Genomic DNA, 17574 nt, shown 5'->3' on the forward strand with positions numbered 1-17574 from the left:
ATACACCGATTGACTTCGTCCGCGCAGCCCCCAAATGGGCGGCATCACGTCAATTCCTGGCTTACTTCCCGGCGAGGGCGGCAATACGTATCGGTATGTCGAGCCGCGGCCAGGAGGCTGGAGCATGAGCATCTGGTGGTCTCTGCAACTGCGGCGCGAAGCTGCGAGCGTCCCCCTGGCCCGGCGCCTCCTGCTCGGCACGATGGAGACGGCGGGCGTCGACCCCGACATCTCCCACGACCTGTCCGTCGCCCTGAGCGAGGCCTGCGCCAACGCCGTCGAGCACGGCGGGTGCCGCGGCCGCGGCGAGGGCGCGGGGGCCTACCGCGTCACCGCCTATCTCGACGGCGAGCGGTGCCGCATCGAGGTCGACGACGCGGGCCCGGGCTTCACCGCCGCCGAACTGCCCCGCCGCGCGCACGACGACGCCGAGCACGGCCGGGGCCTGTTCCTCATCCGCGCGCTCGCCGACCACGTCCACGTCGGCAACAAGCCCGGACGCGGCGGCGCGGTGGTGAGCTTCGACAAGATCCTCAAATGGCGCGAGGACGCACCGCTGGTGGCCGTCTGACACCCGCCGTCCGGCATCCGCCGTCCGGCATCCGCCGTCCGGCATCCGCCGTCCGGCATCCGCCGTCCGGCACCCGCCGTTCGACACCACCGTCCGACCCCCGGGGCGCGCCCTCGCTGGCCGGCGCGTCAGCCCTTGAGCCCCGCCATCCAGGACTCCACCTCGTCCGAGCGGCGCGGCAGCGCGGCGGAGAGGTTCCGGTTGCCGTCCTCGGTGACCAGGATGTCGTCCTCGATACGGACACCGATGCCGCGGTACTCCTCGGGCACCGTCAGGTCGTCGGCCTGGAAGTACAGACCCGGCTCGACGGTGAGGACCATGCCGGGCTCCAGCGTGCCGTCGACGTAGGCCTCGGTGCGGGCGGCGGCGCAGTCGTGGACGTCCATGCCGAGCATGTGACCGGTGCCGTGCAGGGTCCAGCGGCGCTGCAGACCGAGCTCCAGCACCCGCTCCACCGGGCCCTCCACCAGCCCCCATTCGACGAGCTTCGCGGTGAGCACGCGCTGCGCGGCGTCGTGGAAGTCGCGGAACTTGGCGCCCGGCCGGACCGCCGCGATGCCGGCCTCCTGGGCCTCGTACACGGCGTCGTAGATCTTCTTCTGGATGCCGGAGAAGCGGCCGCCGACCGGAAGCGTGCGCGTGACGTCCGCGGTGTAGTACGTGTGCGTCTCCACACCGGCGTCCAGCAGCAGCAGGTCGCCGGAGCGGACCGGGCCGTCGTTGCGGACCCAGTGCAGGGTGCAGGCGTGCGGGCCGGCCGCGGCGATGGTGCCGTAGCCGACGTCGTTGCCCTCGACGCGGGCGCGCAGGAAGAACGTGCCCTCGATGTACCGCTCGCTGGTGGCCTCGGCCTTGTCCAGGACCTTGACGACGTCCTCGAAGCCGCGGACCGTCGAGTCGACGGCCTTCTGCAGCTCGCCGATCTCGAAGTCGTCCTTGACCAGCCGGGCCTCGGAGAGGAAGACGCGCAGCTCCTCGTCGCGCTCGGCGGTGACCTTGTCGGTCAGCGCCTCCTCGATGCCGGCGTCGTGCCCGCGGACGACGCGGACCGGGCCGGTGGCCTCGCGCAGCGCGCCGGTCAGCTCGCGGACGTCGGAGACCGGGATGCCGTACAGCTTCTCGGACTCCGTCAGGGAGTGGCGGCGGCCGACCCACAGCTCGCCCTGGCCGGAGAGCCAGAACTCGCCGTTGTCACGGTCGGAGCGGGGCAGCAGGTAGAGCGTCGCCTCGTGGCCCTCGCCGCGCGGCTCCATGACGAGGACGCCGTCCTCGGTCTGGTTGCCGGTGAGGTAGGCGTACTCGACGGACGCGCGGAAGGGGTAGTCCGTGTCGTTGGAGCGGACCTTCAGGTTGCCCGCGGGGACGACGAGGCGCTCGCCGGGGAAGCGGGCGGACAGCTTCGCGCGCCGCGCGGCGGTCTCGGCGGCCTGGGCGATCGGCCGCAGGTCGTGCAGCTCGGTGTCGGCCCAGCCGGACTTCATGTTCTCGGCCAGCTCGTCGGAGACGCCCGGGTACAGGCCGTTCTTCCGCTGCTTGATCGGCTCGTCGGTCTCCGGGGTCTCCGGGCCCGCTGCGGTGGCAGCGATATCGGGCTCGGTCGGAAGCTCCTCCGCCACGGTCATCCTCCTTGGGTACGGCACTGGACCCCCACCATCGTACGGTCGTACGGAAGGGGGCCCAGGGCGCTACGACCCATTACACGGGTGACCTACACGGGTGACCTACACGGTGGCCTACACGGTGGCCTATTCGAACCGCGCCGCCAGCAGGACCACGTCCTCCTCCGAATCGGCCGCGTCCAGCCCGTCCGGCAGGACGGTGCGCAGTACGTGGTCCACGATCGCGTCCGGATCGTGCCGCAGCGAGCGCGGCACCCCGGCGGCCGCCGCGTGCAGCCGGGCGAAGGCGCGGTCGACCGGGTCGCCGGTACGGTGCAGCAGGCCGTCGGTGTAGAGCAGCACCGTCTCCCCGGGCTCGGCCTGCAGCTCCACGCTGGGCGCCTCCCAGCAGGCGAGCATGCCGAGCGGCGCGGACACGGTCGTCTCGACGAACTCGGTGCGCCGGCGGCCGACCAGCAGCGGCGGGCAGTGCCCGGCCCCGGCGAGGGTGATCTTGCGCAGGGCCGGCTCGCAGTACGCGAACAGGGCGGTGGCCGAGCGGGCGGGCTCGGTGAGCCGCAGCAGCAGCTCCAGGTCGGACAGGACGGCGACCGGGTCCTCGCCCTCCATCACGGCGTACGCCCGCAGGGACGCCCGCAGCCGGCCCATCGCGGCGACGGCGCTCGGCCCGCAGCCGGTGACCGCGCCGACCGCGAGGCCCAGGGCGGCGTCCGGCAGCGGCAGCGCGTCGTACCAGTCGCCGCCGCCGCGCGGCCCGGTGCGGTGCCGGGCGGCGAGCTGGACCCCGGCGACGCGGGGGAGCCGGGAGGGCAGCAGCTCCTCGGCGATGGTCGCCATGCACGCGCGCGTGCGCTCCACCTCCAGCAGCCGGGCGAGGTGTTCGGCGGCGTAGCGGACGTACAGGCCGATCAGATGGCGCCGGCGCTCGACCGGTTCGGCCGGCTCGTCGTACAGCCAGACGGCGGCGCCGAGGCGGCCGGCGGCGTCGGCGGACAGGGGGAGGGCGTAACTGGCGGCGTATCCGAGGCGGGCGGCGACCTCGCGGTGGCGCGGGTCGAGGCCGTCCCCGGCGAACAGGTCGGGCTCGGTGATCTCCCGGTCCCCGCCGGGCAGTCCGTCGAGGATGCGGCCGAAGGAGGTGGCGCTGCGCGGCACGGTCTCGATGTGGCCGAGATCGGCGCGGCCGAGACCGAGACCGATGGTGGTGTCGGGGCCCTGCTCGTCGGCCGGTTCGAGGACGACGAGTCCGCGCCGGGCGCCGACCAGGGCGGCCCCGGCGCGCAGCAGTTCCTGCAGGGCGTCGTTCAGGGTGCCGGTGCGGGCCAGGCGCTCGGTGAGTTCGTGCAGGGTGGTCAGATCCGAGACCCAGCCGGCGAGCCGGTCCTGGAGCAGGGCACCGGGGGCGTGCGGCGGCGGTACCGGTGCGGTGCCCGTCGAGGCGGGCGCGGGCGCGGCAGTGTGCGCGGGGGCCGGAACCGCTGCATCGATTCCAGCCACTTTCTGAGGATGAGGGGCGTTCATGGCAACCGGCTTTCCGACCGGTGCGTACTGCTGAAAAGCATCGCAAACCCCCATGTCTTCTGCGCCGCTAGCAGTGTCTCCACATGTACACGCACTCGTGAGGGGATGTCCAGCATTGTCCTGCTGGGATTACTGGTGTCCGTGGTGTTCAGGGGATTTGCGGGGCTCCCGCCGGTAACCCCTTGCGGAATAATGAAGTTGGCTGAAAACTGCCTCGGGTATCGGGTGATTGCGGTCGACTGGCCTTGCTCCACGGAGCGTCACAACGGTCGTGAGGGGTACGTACTCGGTATGGGCCGGGGTGGTGGAGGCCACCCGGAACCTGGTGTCCGGACCGGGCGTCTTAGCCACCGACGACCCAGCCCCATCCTCCCGCGGCGGAGGCGAAGCGAACGACGCGCAACGGCAAACGCCACACTTCGCCACCCCACGCCACGCCCATGCTTGTGCTGAACGCGGTATGGACGTCAGCGGCCGCACGAAAGCCGCCGAAGCTCGGCCCACAGGGGTTCCCCACGCGTTCGGGCCGGGGTGTGATGCGCCAGCAGATACGCACAGTGAAGAGATCGACACATGGTGTGATGACCCTCGGTGTTGCCAGGCGTGCAACGGAAAGGAACGAGCGCTCATGCGCGAGATCCTCGGAAGGCGACGCAGCCTCCTGTCCCGGCTCAGGGGCGGGAAGTCTGAGTCGATCGGCGCGGCCCTGACGTTCGCCACCCAGTGGGGGTGGCCCGTGCTGCCCGGTGTGGCGGCCGACCCCGAGGGGCGCTCCCGCTGCGCCTGCCCCGACCCGGAGTGCACGGTGCCCGGCGCGCATCCCTTCGACCCCGGCCTGCTCGCGGCCACCACCGACGAGCGCATGGTCCGCTGGTGGTGGACCAACCGGCCGACCGCGCCGATCATCCTCGCCACCGGCGGCAGCGCCCCCTGCGCGGTGAGCCTGCCCGCCCTGCCGGCCGCCCGTGCGCTCGCCGCCCTCGACCGCGACGGCCTGCGCCTCGGACCGGTGATCGCCTCGGAAACCCGCTGGTCGATCCTCGTCCGCCCCTACTCCATGGAGCAGTTGGGCGACCTGCTGTACGCCAAGGACTTCGTGCCCGGCTCGCTGCGCTTCCACGGCGAGGGCGGCTACGTCGCCCTGCCGCCCTCCGGGACCGGCCGCGGCCCCGTCCGCTGGGAGCGCGCCCCGCTGCCCGGCTCGGCCTCCCCCTGGGTGCCGGACGTCGAGGCCGTGGTGGACGCGGTGGTCGACGCCCTCACTCGTACGGGTGTGAGCGCGCCCGAGTTGTAAGGGTGTCGGACGCGACCGGATCCGTACGCCCGCCCGCTGTCGTTATCGTCCCTTTCATGAACCTCCGCCTTGCAGCCCTCGCGGGCGTCGTGGTGTGCGCGGTCGCCCTGCCGCTGGCCGTGGCGTCCGCGGGCGGCGTGGGCGACGCGGAACACTCGGTCGTGCGGTCACCGTCGTACGCCGGTGCCACCTACGACGACGAGAAAGCCACCGGTGCCCACGCCTCCGGCTCCTCCGCTCGCACCGGCGCCCCCGAGCGGCAGTCGCCGCCGGCCACGCCCACCCGGTCCCCGCTTCTGCTCGGCCTCGGCATGGCCACCGCCGCCCGCTGTGGCCCCGAGGTCTCCTCGCCCGACGGCATCGAGGCCCAGACCTGCGTGCTGACCCAGGGCGCGCAGACCTGGGCGCGCACCTACTACCGCAACACCACCGGCCGGGCCCTGGAGTCGGTGCTGAGCCTGATGGGGCCGGGGGGCCGCACGGTGCAACTGCGCTGCCCGGTGGGAGCCGAGGACGAGCCGGGGACCTGCGAGACGCCCCGGCAGCCCACGCATGGTGCGCCGGACGCCTACACGGCGGTCGCGGAGTTCGCACGGGCGGGGGGAGGCGGCTCGCTGCTGCTGCGCACCGGGAGCAACTCGCCGCAGGAAGCGGGGAGTTGACGACCGACGCCGGACGGTGCACGGCGTCGCGTATGGAAAGACCCGGTTGCTGGCGACGGGGGATGCACCAGCAACCGGGCTACTGAGACCGTAACAAGAGATCGGCTCCAAGCAAATTCGATCTCGTGTTTCCCTGGGGTATTCGGACATCCGCCGACGAGCCGCGACCGGGCCAATCGGACATCCGTGAGGCCCGGCCGCCCCCGTGAGCTGTGACGGGCGTCACCCCGGGTGGGGTGACGGCGTCAACTCAGCGTGACCTGCCGGTTGGTCAACCCGCCGCGGGCCCGGCGCTCCTGCGCGGTCAGCGGCTCCTGCACCGCCAGCGCCTCGGCCAGGCGCTCGGCGAACTCGGCGGCCGGCTTCTCCACGTCCGCCGCGGTGACCGGCGTCGGCAGGTCCCACACCGGAACGGTCAGACCGTGGGCACGGAAGGAACCGACCAGACGCGTGCCCTCGCCGAGGCTGGAACCGCCCGCCGCGTGCAGCCGCGCCAACGCGTCCAGAAGCCGCTCCTCCGGATGCGGCATGACCCAGCGCAGATGGTTCTTGTCCGGGGTCTCGCACCAGTACGCCGCGTCCACACCGGTCAGCCGCACGGTCGGGATCGCCGCGGCGTTCGCCCGCTCCAGGGAGGCGGCGACCTCCGGCGTGGCGTTCTCCGCGTCCGGCACCCAGAACTCGAAGCCGCTGTGCACCACCGGCTCGAACGCGCCCTTCGCGTCGAGCAGGTCCTGCAGCCGCGGCCCCTCGGCCGGTGCGCGGCGGCCCTGCACCGGCGTGCCCGGCTCCGCCTGAAGGGCACGCAGCAGCGTGTCGGCCAGATCGCGGCTGATGTCACCGGACGCCGTGTCGTTCTGCAGACCGAGCAGGACCGAGCCGTCGTCGCGGCGCAGCGCGGGCCAGGCCATCGGCAGCACCGTGGCCAGCGTGACCGACGGAACGCCCTCGGGCAGGGCGTCCTTCAGGGGCAGCTCGACGGTGGCCGCCGGGACCAGCTCGCGCAGCGCCACCCAGTCGCACTCCCCGGGCAGCCCCTCGAACGGGCGCTGCACCAGCTCGGTCACCGCCTGCGCGGCGGCCCGGCCGTGGCAGGCCTTGTAGCGCCGGCCGCTGCCGCAGGGGCAGGGCTCACGGGCGCCGACAACCGGCACCTGCTCATCGGCGCCTGCGGCGCGGGCCCCGTCGCTCGACTGAGGGCGCGCGGCCTTCGTCTGGGGTCGCTTCTTGGCCATGGTGGGTGTCTCCCGGATACGGCTCGTCTGGTACGGCGCGAGCCTAGCCGTTCACGCCCGGACCGGCGCCGACCTGTGGACAACGCGGCGCGGGGCGGGTGGGGGTGTGCCGCGGTCCCGTGCGTTCTCAGCCGAGGTCGTCGAAGGCGTCCGCGAAGTCGAGATCGGCCATCGCCGCGACCGACGGGGCGCCCACGCGGGTGGCGAAGTCCTCGCGCCGGCGCCCGGCGTCCGGGTCGTGCACGTCGTCGTGGACGACGACCCACACCGTGACCTCGCCGCGTACGCCGTCCCGTACGCCCCAGTCGTCGGCCAGCGCGGTGATGATGTTCAGGCCGCGGCCGCCGTGCGCGGTCACCGAGGGCGTGGCCGGGGCCGGACGGGTCGGTCCGCCGCCGTCGGTCACCTCGACCAGGAGCCGGCCGCTCGGGTCCACCCGCCACGCGGCCCGCACGTCGCCGTCCCCGGCGAGCGCGTCGCCCAGGGGCCGGCCGTGTTTGCACGCATTGCTCAAGAGTTCCGAAAGGATCAGTACGGCATCGTCGACGACCGATTCGGCGACACCGCTGCTGCGCAACTGGTCACGCATCCGGTGCCGTGCCTTCCCCACGCCCGCAGGGCCATGGGGTACGGCCATGCTCGACGACGTGGGCACCTCCTGTGCCACCACCAACGCCACCCCCGAGACCTCCTTCACCCCACGCCACGGTGTGTTTGCCCCATTGGCCTGTACCGGAAACCGGCCAATCATCGTCCGTGGACGCATTCACCGCGGTCGAACACGGACCGAACGCGCCGGAGCACTCCCCGTAATCAAGTGGCTGGAATTCTTCGGTGTGGCCGAGAAGGGAGGATGAAGCAGTAAGCGCGTGAGGGTCAAGAGGTGCGCGTGACAGCCGTGACTGAGGCAGGCGTGACAGCTGTGACAACGATGAGCGGCTCCGGCGGATCAGCGTCCCAATTGGCTCAGTACCGCGCGCGGGCGGTTGGTGATGATGGCGTCCACGCCGAGGCGGGTGCACAGCTCCACGTCCTCCGGCTCGTTCACCGTCCACACGTGCACCTGACGGCCGGCCTGCTTCAGCCGCTCCACATACCCGGGATGAGCGCGCACGATCCGGATCGAGGGGCCCGCGATCCCGACGCCCGCCGGCAGCCGCCCGTCGCGCAACCGGGGCGAGACGAACTGCATCAGATACACCGTCGGCAGCGTCGGCGAGGCGGCACGCACGCGGTGCAGCGAGCGTGCCGAGAAGCTCATCACGCGCACGCGCGACTCCTCGGGCGAGGCCGGCGCGTCCAGCCCGTACCGCTTGAGCAGGTGCAGCAGGCGCTCCTCGACCTGTCCGGCCCAGCGCGTGGGGTGCTTGGTCTCGATGGCCAGTTCCACGCGCCGCCCGGCGTCGGCGACGAGCCCCAGCAGCCGTTCCAGGGTCAGTACGGACGTCGCCTCGCGGTCCTCGGGACGGAACTCCCAGTCCGGCTCCTCGTCCCGCCCGCGCCAGGCCTCGCGCGTCTTCCAGGAGCCGAAGTCCAGCGCGGCCAGATCGGCGAGCTCCAGGGCGGAGACCGCGCCGCGGCCGTTGGACGTACGGTTGACGCGGCGGTCGTGTACGCAGACGAGGTGTCCGTCGGCGGTCAGCCGGACGTCGCACTCGAGGGCGTCCGCGCCGTCCTCGATGGCCTTGCGGTAGGCGGCGAGCGTGTGTTCCGGCGCGTCCTCGGAAGCCCCGCGGTGGGCGACGACTTGGATGGGGTGCGGTCGTGCGTGGGTCACCGCGTCATGGTGCCACCGGGACGGGGTAGGTGGGGGACCCGCGGGCGCGGTGAAAGCACGGTAAGCGTATCGGTAATACACACCTTTAGTCTGACAGGTCCTATATAAAGGGTGGTCAAAGGGTTGCCGGGAACCCACAGCCGCCGCTTATGGCCCCCTGACGGCTCGTGGGAAAAGCTGACGGCATACAAATGCACATGCACAGCGGCCCCGCGTGTGTCCCAAGCCTGTGACCTGTGACCTGTGACCGACAACGACAGCCGTGGATCGAGGAGAAGAGCTGTGAGCACCGAGAACGAGGGCACTGAGGTACCCCCGGCCCCGTCTGCACCTCCTGTGCCGGTGGAATCTCCCGCAGCCTCGGCCCAGCCGCCCGCGCCGGCCCCCCAGGGCGACGCGCCGGCGAACCCGGTCCCGGCGCGCCCGGAGCAGCCGCCGACGGGAGCCGCCGCGTCTTCGGAGCAGCCCCCGGCGCAGGCGCCCCAGGCGGCACCGCTGGCGCCCCCCGCCGATGCCGCACTGCACCCCGGCACCACCGCATCCCACCCCGGCACCACCGCATCCCACCCCGCCACCACCGCACCGCACCCCGGCACCACCGCATCCGCCCCGGAGGCCGGCTGGCCGCCCCCGCCCCCCGCCACCCCGGCGTACGCCGGAGCCGGAGCTGGAGCCGGTGGCGGCGGCGGTGACGCGGCGGCCGGACACGGCTGGGGCGCGCCGTACCCGCCGCAGTCCTCCCCGAAGCAGAAGTCCGGCCGCGGCGGCATGCTCGCCGCGATCCTGGTGGCCGCGCTGGTCGCCGGCGGCCTGGGCGGCGGCCTCGGCTACACGCTGGCCAAGGACAACGACAGCACCGGTTCCACCACCGTCTCCGCGGCCACCAGCGGCGGCGACGTCAAGCGCGACCCCGGCACGGTCGCGGGGGTGGCCGCCAAGGCACTGCCGAGCACGGTCACCATCCAGGCCGAGTCCACCAACGGCGAGGGCGGCACCGGCACAGGTTTCGTCTTCGACACCCAGGGCCACATCGTCACCAACAACCACGTCGTGGCCGACGCCGTGAACGGCGGCAAGCTGACGGCGACCTTCCCGGACGGCAAGAAGTACGACGCCGAGGTGGTGGGCCACGCGCAGGGCTACGACGTCGCCGTCATCAAGCTCAAGAACGCGCCGTCGGACCTGAAGCCGCTCCCCCTGGGCAACTCCGACCAGGTCGCGGTCGGCGACGCCACCATCGCGATCGGCGCGCCCTTCGGCCTGTCCAACACGGTGACGACCGGCATCATCAGCGCCAAGAACCGCCCGGTGGCCTCCAGCGACGGCTCCGGCAGCCAGTCGTCGTACATGAGCGCCCTGCAGACGGACGCCTCGATCAACCCGGGCAACTCCGGCGGCCCGCTGCTGGACGCGGCCGGCAACGTCATCGGCATCAACTCCGCGATCCAGTCCACCGGCAGCGGCGGCCTCGGCGGCTCCGGTCAGTCCGGCTCGATCGGCCTGGGCTTCGCCATCCCGGTCAACCAGGCGAAGTACGTCGCGCAGCAGCTGATCAAGACGGGCAAGCCGGTGTACGCCAAGATCGGCGCGTCGGTCTCCCTGGAGGACTCCAGCGGCGGCGCGACGATCACCTCGCAGGGCGCGGGCGGTGCCTCGTCGGTGGAGCCGGGCGGCCCCGCCGCCAAGGCCGGCCTCAAGGCGGGCGACGTGATCACCAAGCTGGACGACCGGGTGATCGACTCCGGGCCCACCCTGATCGGCGAGATCTGGACCCACAAGCCCGGCGACAAGGTGACGATCACCTACGAGCGCGACGGCAAGTCCCACACGGTCGAACTGACCCTGGGCTCCCGCGTCGGCGACAGCTGACCCGCCCACGGCCCGGCCGACCCGTTAGTCTTGTCCCGCGCCGCCCCACCGGACGGCGCGGGGAGGCGTGCCCGAGCGGCCTAAGGGAACGGTCTTGAAAACCGTCGTGGCAGCGATGTCACCGTGGGTTCAAATCCCACCGCCTCCGCGCGAAGAGCAGTAACTACGGCCCCTGACCTGGGTATTCGGTCGGGGGTCGTTCGCTTGGCACCGCCTCTGCGGCCGCCCGGTGCTCCCGTGCTCCCCCGTCCCCACTGCTTCGCCCGGTCCGGTGTCCTCACGGCGCATGGCCCGTCAGGCGGGCCGCTGAGGCGATCGTTGCTCTGGCTTCGTGGTCGGTCAGGCCCGTGGTGCGGGCCGCGTCGAGCAGGGGGGTCAGCAGGGTGGGGCCGAGGCCGTTCTCGTAGGCGCGGCAGGCGGCCCAGAACAGGCGGGTGTTGCGCTGGCCCTGGTGGGCGGCGAGGACGAAGTGGATCAGGCCCTGGCCGTGCGTGTCCGCCGGCCGGTGGGGCGGGTGGCCGGTGCGTGGGGGCGGCAGCAGCAGACGCAGCAGCGACGGCGGGCAGGGCGCCGGGGTGAGGTGGGCGCTGCCGGGCGAGACGGTGTACTCGCCGTGCTCGGTGCGGGAGCCGGGGCCGACCAGGTAGCCGCCGGCGCCGCGGATGTCGATGCCGGGGGCGAGGCGGCTCGCGGAGTTGGGGACGGCGGTGTCCGGGGGGCCTGTGAGCCAGAGGTGGCGGCCGCCGGAGGGGGTCAGGACGACGACCGTCGGCGGGATCGTGAACAGGTGGCGCAGGGCCAGTTCGCGCAGGGCGGTGGTGGAGTCCGTGCCGGTCTTGGTGTCGAGGTCGATGCCGATCAGGTGGTGCGGGCGCAGTCCGCAGGCGATGCCGTAACCGGTGGCCCAGGGCGCGGCGGCGAACAGTGCGCGGATGCGCCCGGGGTCGGTGGAGGCGTCGTACACGCCGTGGCCGAAGCGGCCGCACTCGCCGTGGCAGGGCGGGGTGCTCGCGGGGTCGTCGCGGTGCGGGGAGCGCAGGGCCGGGAGTTTCGTCCGGGACAGGGGGATGACGGCCAGGCCGCGTTCGGCGGCTGACAGCGCGTGGGCGAGGGCCAGCGTCCTGGCCTGCCGGTCGGTGGGGGCCATGGATTCATTTTCGTACGCATGTTCGAGGATGGGAAGGGGGGTCCTGTGCCGGGAGGGGCGACACGCCGTGGGCCGGCGGAATGGCCGGGAAAGTGACGGAACGGTTCACCTCTTGGGGTGCTTGGGGTGGGCCTGCCCGAGCTGTCCTACCTGTGAGGGAAGGGGCGATGAAGGGTGGCGAAAGGGTTTATCGACTTGTCATCACGCTTGAGGGCGAATCACGGCTTCCGGGCTGGTTCGCCGGGGATTCGGTGGGCAACTCTGATCTCGCGACGTCGTGCACAACCCTCGGGGCGGACGGCCAACTGCCCCGTAATCAGCCGTACTTGACGCGTGTCCGGCCGCCCGGCCGGTGCGTGGGTCCTGATGGAGGAACACACATGGCAAGCATCCGTACCGCCCGCGTTCTCGCCGCTGTCTCCGCCCTCCCGCTGGCCGCCGCACTCTTCGCCGGCGTCGCGACGGCCGACAACGGCGCCATCGCGGACGACGGATCGAGCGCGGCCGTCACCAACGCCGTCCAGGGCATCGTGGGCAGCGGCGTCGGCGGTCACAACACCGGCAACTCGTCGACCACACAGCAGCAGGCGATCGGCTCCGGCGCCTCCAACCAGAGCAATACCGCCCAGGTGAACGGCTCCGCCTTCACCGCGGTCAACCAGGGCAACGAGAACGTCGCTGTCAGCTTCTCCCCGCTGTGGTGGTGAGCTGAGGGGGCCGGCGCGTCCGGCGCCGGTCCCCTCGGCGCCCGTCCGAGGTGTGCTCTGTGGGGTGGTTCACAAGGTCAGCGCGGCGGTGCTCCGGCACCGCCGCGCAGGCGTGTGGGTGGGCAGGCGTGTGGGCGTGCAGGTTTGTGGGTCCGCAGGCGTGTGGGCGCGCAGGCGTGTGGGCGTGCAGGCGTGTGGGGGCGCAGGCGTCCGCAAGCCTGGAGTTGGTCCTGTGCGCGGATCCCGCCGCGCAGGCGGCGAGCAGGCGGCGAGCAGGGGTCGATAGCCGGACGTGCCGCCCACCCTGGTGGCCGCGCGGACCGCCGTGTCGGCATCGGCCCTGGTCCGGGCCGGGAACGCGGGGCACCCTCGGGGTTGTCCCGCAGGCGTCTCCACCCGTGGGTCCACCTCTGGGAGGTGGGGTGATCCCCACCCCTACAACCTGAGGGGGACTCCGCTTCGGGACTTGCGGGTGATCCGCGACGACGGTCCGCGCTCCTAGCGTGGAGTCATGACCACACCCGTCTGCACCAGCGCTTCGACGGCCGCGACGTGGGCGCCGCCGTACACGTCCTTCTCGGCGTACGTCCGGGCCCGCCAGTCGGCGCTGCTGCGTACCGCCCGCTCGCTGACCGCGAACCCGAGCGACGCGGAGGACCTGCTGCAGACCGCGCTCACCAAGACGTACGTCGCCTGGGAGCGCATCGAGGACCACCGCGCGCTGGACGGCTATGTGCGCCGGGCGCTGGTGAACACCCGTACCTCGCAGTGGCGCAAGCGCAAGGTCGACGAGTTCGCGACGGACGAGCTGCCCGAGCCCGACCTCGGCCCCGACGCCGACGACCCGGCCGAGCGGCAGGCGCTGCACGACGCGATGTGGCGGGCGATCATGAAGCTTCCGGCGCGGCAGCGGGCGATGGTGGTCCTCAGGTACTACGAAGACCTCAGCGAGGCACAGACGGCGGAGGTGCTCGGCGTGTCGGTGGGGACGGTGAAGTCGGCGGTGTCGCGGGCGCTGGGCAAGCTGCGGGAGGATCCGGAGCTGATACCGGCGCGCTGAGCCGGTCGGAGTCGTCGCTCACACCGGTTCCGTGACCTACGGCGCAGTGATCGATCACCGCCGCCTAGTGACATACCAAGTGGTATGTGCGCAGAATCAGCGCAACCGTTACCACCGCGTAGGCGACGTCGCCCGGGAGGACGCCGTGCAGAGCACGATGCAGGACGTACCGCTGCTGATCTCGAGGATCCTGACCCACGGGTCGACCGTCCACGGCACCTCGCAGGTGATCACCTGGACGGGGGAGGGCGCACCGCAGCGCCGCTCCTACGCCGAGATCGGCGCCCGCGCCGCCCAACTGGCGCACGCCCTGCGCGAGGACCTGGGCGTACGCGACGACGACCGCGTGGCCACCCTGATGTGGAACAACGCCGAGCACGTCGAGGCCTACTTCGCCATCCCGTCGATGGGCGCGGTCCTGCACACGCTCAACCTGCGTCTGCCGGCCGAGCAGCTGACCTGGATCGTCGGCCACGCCGCGGACAAGGTCGTCGTGGTCAACGGTTCCCTGCTGCCGCTGCTGGCCCCGCTGCTGCCGCACCTGAAGACCGTCGAGCACATCGTGGTCACCGGCCCGGGCGACCGCACGCTGCTCGCGGACGCCACCGCCCAGGTCCACGAGTACGAGGAGCTGCTCGCCGGGAAGCCGACGGCGTACGACTGGCCGGAGCTGGACGAGCGGCAGGCCGCCGCGATGTGCTACACCTCCGGCACCACGGGCGACCCCAAGGGCGTCGTCTACAGCCACCGTTCGATCTACCTGCACTCCCTGCAGGTGAACATGGCCCAGTCGATGGGCCTGACGGACCAGGACACCTCCCTGGTGGTCGTGCCCCAGTTCCATGTGAACGCCTGGGGCCTGCCGCACGCCACCTTCATGACCGGCGTCAACCTGCTCATGCCGGACCGCTTCCTCCAGCCGGCTCCGCTCGCCGAGATGATCGAGAGCGAGAAGCCGACCCACGCGGCCGCCGTCCCGACCATCTGGCAGGGCCTGCTCGCCGAACTGCACGCCAGGCCGCGTGACGTGTCGTCCCTGCACCAGGTCACCATCGGCGGCTCGGCCTGCCCGCCCTCCCTCATGGAGGCCTTCGACCAGCTGGGCATGCGGGTCTGCCACGCCTGGGGCATGACGGAGACCTCCCCGCTCGGCACGGTGGCCCGCCCGCCGGCCCACGCGGTCGGCACCGACGAGGAGTTCGGCTACCGCCTCACCCAGGGCCGCTTCCCCGCCTCCGTCGAGGCCCGGCTCACCGGTCCTGGCGGGGAGCGCCTGCCCTGGGACGGCGAGTCGGCGGGCGAGCTGGAGGTGCGCGGCCCGTGGATCGCCGGCGCGTACTACAACGGCCCCGACGCCGAACCGCTGCGCCCCGCCGACAAGTTCAGCGAGGACGGCTGGCTGAAGACCGGCGACGTCGGCACCATCTCACCCGACGGCTTCCTGACCCTCACCGACCGGGCCAAGGACGTCATCAAGTCCGGCGGTGAGTGGATCTCCTCGGTCGAGCTGGAGAACGCGCTCATGTCCCACCCGGACGTCGCGGAGGCCGCCGTCGTGGCCGTCCCCGACGACAAGTGGGGTGAGCGCCCGCTGGCCACGGTCGTCCTCCGGGAGGGTGCGACGGCCGACTTCGAGTCCCTGCGCGCCTTCCTCGCGGAGGAGGGCCACATCGCCAAGTGGCAGCTTCCGGAGCGCTGGACCATCGTCGAGACGGTGCCGAAGACAAGCGTCGGCAAGTTCGACAAGAAGGTGCTCCGCCGGAAGTACGCGCAGGGCGAGCTGGACATCACCCAGCTCTGACACCGCGGCGCGGCGCGCTCGGCTCGGCGAGGGAACGGGTCGTCACCGGTGTACGACGGTGCCGTGCCCTCCGGCCGAGCAGCACGCACAGCCTGGTGCCGTCCCGGGGCGGTCGGCACCGTCGCCCCTCAGCGACGTACGGCCGTGGCGCCCCAGCCGATGAGCAGCCAGGCCGCCGCCACCACGCACACCCCGCCCCAGCCGAAGTGACCGAAGGCCGGCCCCGCCAGGGCCGAGGCGAGGGCGCCGCCCGCGAAGCCGCTGACGACGTAGGCGGTGTTCGCGGCGGCCGGGGTGGTCGTGGTGGTCAGCGCCAGCGTCTGGTTGGCGACGTGGGAGGCGACCAGGGCGGCGTGGATCGCGATGGCGGCCGCGAAGAGCGCGGCGATGACGTGGCCGCCGAGCCAGAAGAGCGGCACCGACACCGCGGCGACCAGGTACGCCGTACGGACGACCTTCGCCGCGCCGAACCGGTCGACCAGGCCGCCCGCCAGCGGCGCGACCACGCTGGCGGCGAGGCCGAAGAGGCCGAACAGTCCGGCCGTCGCGGTCGACAGGCCGTAGACGGGGCCGGTCAGCAGCAGCGCCAGCGAGGTCCACAGGGCGCTCCACGCCCCGAACATCCCCGCCTGCCGCACGCATGCCCGCCACAGGTCGGGCGAGTGGCGCACGAGACCCGGCAGGGCCGCGATCCCGGCGAGGAAGCCGGCGCCGCCCTTCCGGGTCGTCGGCAGGAACACCGCGGTCGCCAGGCCCAGCGCGAGCGTGAGGACGCCCGAGCCCGCGAACACCCAGCGCCAGCCGAACGCCTGCCCGGCCAGACTGCCGACCACGCGGGCGGCGACGATGCCCGTGAACAGGCCCGCGATGACGGCGGCGACGTGGAACGCGCGGCGGTCGGCGGGCGCCCGTTCGGCGACCAGCGGCACCAGCAGCTGCGGGATCACGGTCGCCGCGGAGGCGACGAACACCGCGCCCGCGAGCGCGCCGGTGCCGGGCGCGACGGCTCCGGCGACCAGCGCGAGGGTGGTGACGACGGTGAGGGCGGTGACCAGGCGGCGCCGGTTGGCGGTGTCGCCCAGCGGGGCGAAGAACAGCAGGCCGACGGCGTAGCCGAGCTGGGCGACGGAGGCGATCCAGGCGATCGCCGGGGGCGTGGAGCCGAAGTCACGGGCGATGAGCGGAAGCAGCGGCGCGGCGAGGTAGATGTTGGCGGCCGTGACCGCGGTGCAGACGGCGATGAGGATCAGGAAGAGCGCGGAGGACGGGGTACGGGGGCCTGCGTCGCGCCCCACGGGGCGAGGGGCGGCGGCGGGCGCCGGGGACGCGGAAGCCGCGGACGCGGTAGTAGAGGACGCGGAGGTAGAAGACGTGGAGGTAGAGGACGCGGAGGCCGCGGACACGGGAGACGAGGACATCGGGAGGGAACTCCTTCGAGCCGGCTCTCACAACTAACTGGTTGGTTGGATGGTGGGTGAACAGTCTGGAGGCCTGCTCGATTCCCTGTCAACCAAACAGTTGGTTACTTGAGGGGCTACCCTGTCGGACATGGCAGCAAGGGACCCGGAGGCCACCAAGGCCCGCATCTACGAGGCAGCCGTCGCCGAGTTCGCCCGGCACGGCATCGCGGGCGCCCGCATCGACCGCATCGCGAGCGAGGCGAAGGCCAACAAGCAGCTGATCTATGCCTACTTCGGCAACAAGGCGGAGCTGTTCTCGCAGGTCCTCGGCCGTTCCATGGTCGACCTCGCCGCCGCCGTGCCCGTCGACCCGGACGACATCGAGGGCTGGCTGGACCGCCTCATGGACTACCACGCCGCCCACCCCGAACTGCTGCGCCTGCTCTACTGGGAGGGCATCGAGTACGGCCACGCCGAACTGCCCGACGAGGCCGAGCGCCAGGACCACTACGCCGCCAAGGTCGCCGCCATGCGCGACGGTCAGGAACGCGGCGTGATCAGCGACGCTCTCCCGCCCGCCGACCTGCTGTTCCTGCTCATCGCCATGGCGAACTGGGTCACCGTCGTCCCGCAGATGAGCCGCATCCTCGTAGGCGCCGACGGCCCCGACCGCGCCCGCCTGCGCGCCTCGGTGAAAGAGGCGGCGCGCAGGCTGATCGCGCCGTGAACCGGCTACGTCGTACCGCGCCGTGAACCGGCTACGTCGTACCGCGCCGTGAACCGGCTACGTCGTACCGCGCCGTGAACCGGCTACGTCGTACCGCGCCGCGAACCGGCTACGTCGTACCGCGCCGCGAACCGGCTACGTCGTACCGCGCCCTGAACCAGCCACGCCGTACCGCGCCGCGAAC

General features: G+C 72.4%; 15 protein-coding genes and 1 tRNA gene. 9 read left to right on the forward strand and 7 right to left on the reverse strand.

Annotated features, from left to right (window positions below):
• The first annotated feature begins 124 nt into the window (after positions 1-124).
• Complete coding sequence (locus tag AC0B9F_RS29490; protein ID WP_472007678.1) at positions 125-571, forward strand: ATP-binding protein; 447 nt, start codon at positions 125-127, stop codon at positions 569-571.
• Positions 572-699: 128 nt separating this feature from the next.
• On the opposite strand, the gene AC0B9F_RS29495 is transcribed toward AC0B9F_RS29490, so the two are convergent.
• The gene (locus tag AC0B9F_RS29495) at positions 700-2193 is read right to left on the reverse strand and encodes an aminopeptidase P family protein (protein ID WP_472007679.1); all 1494 of its coding nucleotides are present in this window, start codon (positions 2191-2193) and stop codon (positions 700-702) included.
• A gap of 123 nt (positions 2194-2316) precedes the next feature.
• Positions 2317-3687 carry a PP2C family protein-serine/threonine phosphatase gene (locus AC0B9F_RS29500; RefSeq protein WP_472007681.1) on the reverse strand — a complete coding sequence of 457 codons (1371 nt, stop codon included), beginning with the start codon at positions 3685-3687 and terminating at the stop codon, positions 2317-2319.
• 652 nt (positions 3688-4339) lie between these two features.
• Here AC0B9F_RS29500 and AC0B9F_RS29505 point away from each other — a divergent pair.
• Positions 4340-5005: a bifunctional DNA primase/polymerase gene (locus tag AC0B9F_RS29505; RefSeq protein WP_472007682.1), complete on the forward strand. Its 666-nt coding sequence runs from the start codon at positions 4340-4342 to the stop codon at positions 5003-5005.
• Positions 5006-5061: 56 nt separating this feature from the next.
• Positions 5062-5667, forward strand: coding sequence for a hypothetical protein (locus tag AC0B9F_RS29510; RefSeq protein ID WP_472007684.1), 606 nt, complete (start codon positions 5062-5064; stop codon positions 5665-5667).
• Positions 5668-5912: 245 nt separating this feature from the next.
• On the opposite strand, the gene AC0B9F_RS29515 is transcribed toward AC0B9F_RS29510, so the two are convergent.
• The 3 genes from AC0B9F_RS29515 to AC0B9F_RS29525 form a co-directional block, all read right to left on the reverse strand.
• Positions 5913-6902, reverse strand: a complete 990-nt coding sequence (locus AC0B9F_RS29515) for a DUF5926 family protein (protein ID WP_472007686.1) — start codon at positions 6900-6902, stop codon at positions 5913-5915.
• A gap of 127 nt (positions 6903-7029) precedes the next feature.
• Positions 7030-7668, reverse strand: coding sequence for an ATP-binding protein (locus tag AC0B9F_RS29520; protein ID WP_472007688.1), 639 nt, complete (start codon positions 7666-7668; stop codon positions 7030-7032).
• 183 nt (positions 7669-7851) lie between these two features.
• Positions 7852-8679: a glycerophosphodiester phosphodiesterase gene (locus AC0B9F_RS29525; protein ID WP_472007690.1), complete on the reverse strand. Its 828-nt coding sequence runs from the start codon at positions 8677-8679 to the stop codon at positions 7852-7854.
• Positions 8680-8961: 282 nt separating this feature from the next.
• Between AC0B9F_RS29525 and AC0B9F_RS29530 the strand changes: the two genes are divergently transcribed.
• Positions 8962-10548 (forward strand): S1C family serine protease, encoded by a 1587-nt coding sequence (locus tag AC0B9F_RS29530; protein ID WP_472007692.1) that lies wholly within the window; start codon positions 8962-8964, stop codon positions 10546-10548.
• A gap of 61 nt (positions 10549-10609) precedes the next feature.
• Positions 10610-10696: transfer RNA gene (locus tag AC0B9F_RS29535), tRNA-Ser, on the forward strand.
• 129 nt (positions 10697-10825) lie between these two features.
• Here AC0B9F_RS29535 and AC0B9F_RS29540 read toward each other — a convergent pair.
• Positions 10826-11695 (reverse strand): bifunctional DNA primase/polymerase, encoded by an 870-nt coding sequence (locus tag AC0B9F_RS29540; RefSeq protein ID WP_472007693.1) that lies wholly within the window; start codon positions 11693-11695, stop codon positions 10826-10828.
• A 380-nt stretch (positions 11696-12075) separates the two neighbouring features.
• Between AC0B9F_RS29540 and AC0B9F_RS29545 the strand changes: the two genes are divergently transcribed.
• The 3 genes from AC0B9F_RS29545 to AC0B9F_RS29555 all read left to right on the forward strand — a co-directional run bounded on the left by AC0B9F_RS29545 (position 12076) and on the right by AC0B9F_RS29555 (position 15263).
• Positions 12076-12402: a hypothetical protein gene (locus AC0B9F_RS29545; RefSeq protein WP_361637974.1), complete on the forward strand. Its 327-nt coding sequence runs from the start codon at positions 12076-12078 to the stop codon at positions 12400-12402.
• Between the two features lie 511 nt (positions 12403-12913).
• Positions 12914-13462, forward strand: coding sequence for a SigE family RNA polymerase sigma factor (locus AC0B9F_RS29550; protein WP_472007694.1), 549 nt, complete (start codon positions 12914-12916; stop codon positions 13460-13462).
• 145 nt (positions 13463-13607) lie between these two features.
• Positions 13608-15263, forward strand: a complete 1656-nt coding sequence (locus AC0B9F_RS29555; protein WP_472007696.1) for a long-chain fatty acid--CoA ligase — start codon at positions 13608-13610, stop codon at positions 15261-15263.
• Positions 15264-15391: 128 nt separating this feature from the next.
• Here the strand turns inward: AC0B9F_RS29555 and AC0B9F_RS29560 are convergent, their stop codons facing one another.
• Positions 15392-16681, reverse strand: a complete 1290-nt coding sequence (locus AC0B9F_RS29560; protein ID WP_472007698.1) for an MFS transporter — start codon at positions 16679-16681, stop codon at positions 15392-15394.
• A 130-nt stretch (positions 16682-16811) separates the two neighbouring features.
• Between AC0B9F_RS29560 and AC0B9F_RS29565 the strand changes: the two genes are divergently transcribed.
• Positions 16812-17390 (forward strand): TetR/AcrR family transcriptional regulator, encoded by a 579-nt coding sequence (locus AC0B9F_RS29565; RefSeq protein ID WP_472007700.1) that lies wholly within the window; start codon positions 16812-16814, stop codon positions 17388-17390.
• Positions 17391-17574 lie beyond the last annotated feature (184 nt).

The sequence above is a fragment of the Streptomyces sp. NPDC097129 genome (assembly GCF_055668065.1).

Coding starts and splice junctions, on each gene's coding strand:
- AC0B9F_RS29490 (WP_472007678.1), top strand. CDS start 125: ATGAGCATCTGGTGGTCTCTGCAACTGCGGCGCGAAGCTGCGAGCGTC.
- AC0B9F_RS29495 (WP_472007679.1), bottom strand. CDS start 2,193: ATGACCGTGGCGGAGGAGCTTCCGACCGAGCCCGATATCGCTGCCACC.
- AC0B9F_RS29505 (WP_472007682.1), top strand. CDS start 4,340: ATGCGCGAGATCCTCGGAAGGCGACGCAGCCTCCTGTCCCGGCTCAGG.
- AC0B9F_RS29510 (WP_472007684.1), top strand. CDS start 5,062: ATGAACCTCCGCCTTGCAGCCCTCGCGGGCGTCGTGGTGTGCGCGGTC.
- AC0B9F_RS29515 (WP_472007686.1), bottom strand. CDS start 6,902: ATGGCCAAGAAGCGACCCCAGACGAAGGCCGCGCGCCCTCAGTCGAGC.
- AC0B9F_RS29520 (WP_472007688.1), bottom strand. CDS start 7,668: ATGCGTCCACGGACGATGATTGGCCGGTTTCCGGTACAGGCCAATGGG.
- AC0B9F_RS29540 (WP_472007693.1), bottom strand. CDS start 11,695: ATGGCCCCCACCGACCGGCAGGCCAGGACGCTGGCCCTCGCCCACGCG.
- AC0B9F_RS29545 (WP_361637974.1), top strand. CDS start 12,076: ATGGCAAGCATCCGTACCGCCCGCGTTCTCGCCGCTGTCTCCGCCCTC.
- AC0B9F_RS29550 (WP_472007694.1), top strand. CDS start 12,914: ATGACCACACCCGTCTGCACCAGCGCTTCGACGGCCGCGACGTGGGCG.
- AC0B9F_RS29560 (WP_472007698.1), bottom strand. CDS start 16,681: ATGTCCTCGTCTCCCGTGTCCGCGGCCTCCGCGTCCTCTACCTCCACG.
- AC0B9F_RS29565 (WP_472007700.1), top strand. CDS start 16,812: ATGGCAGCAAGGGACCCGGAGGCCACCAAGGCCCGCATCTACGAGGCA.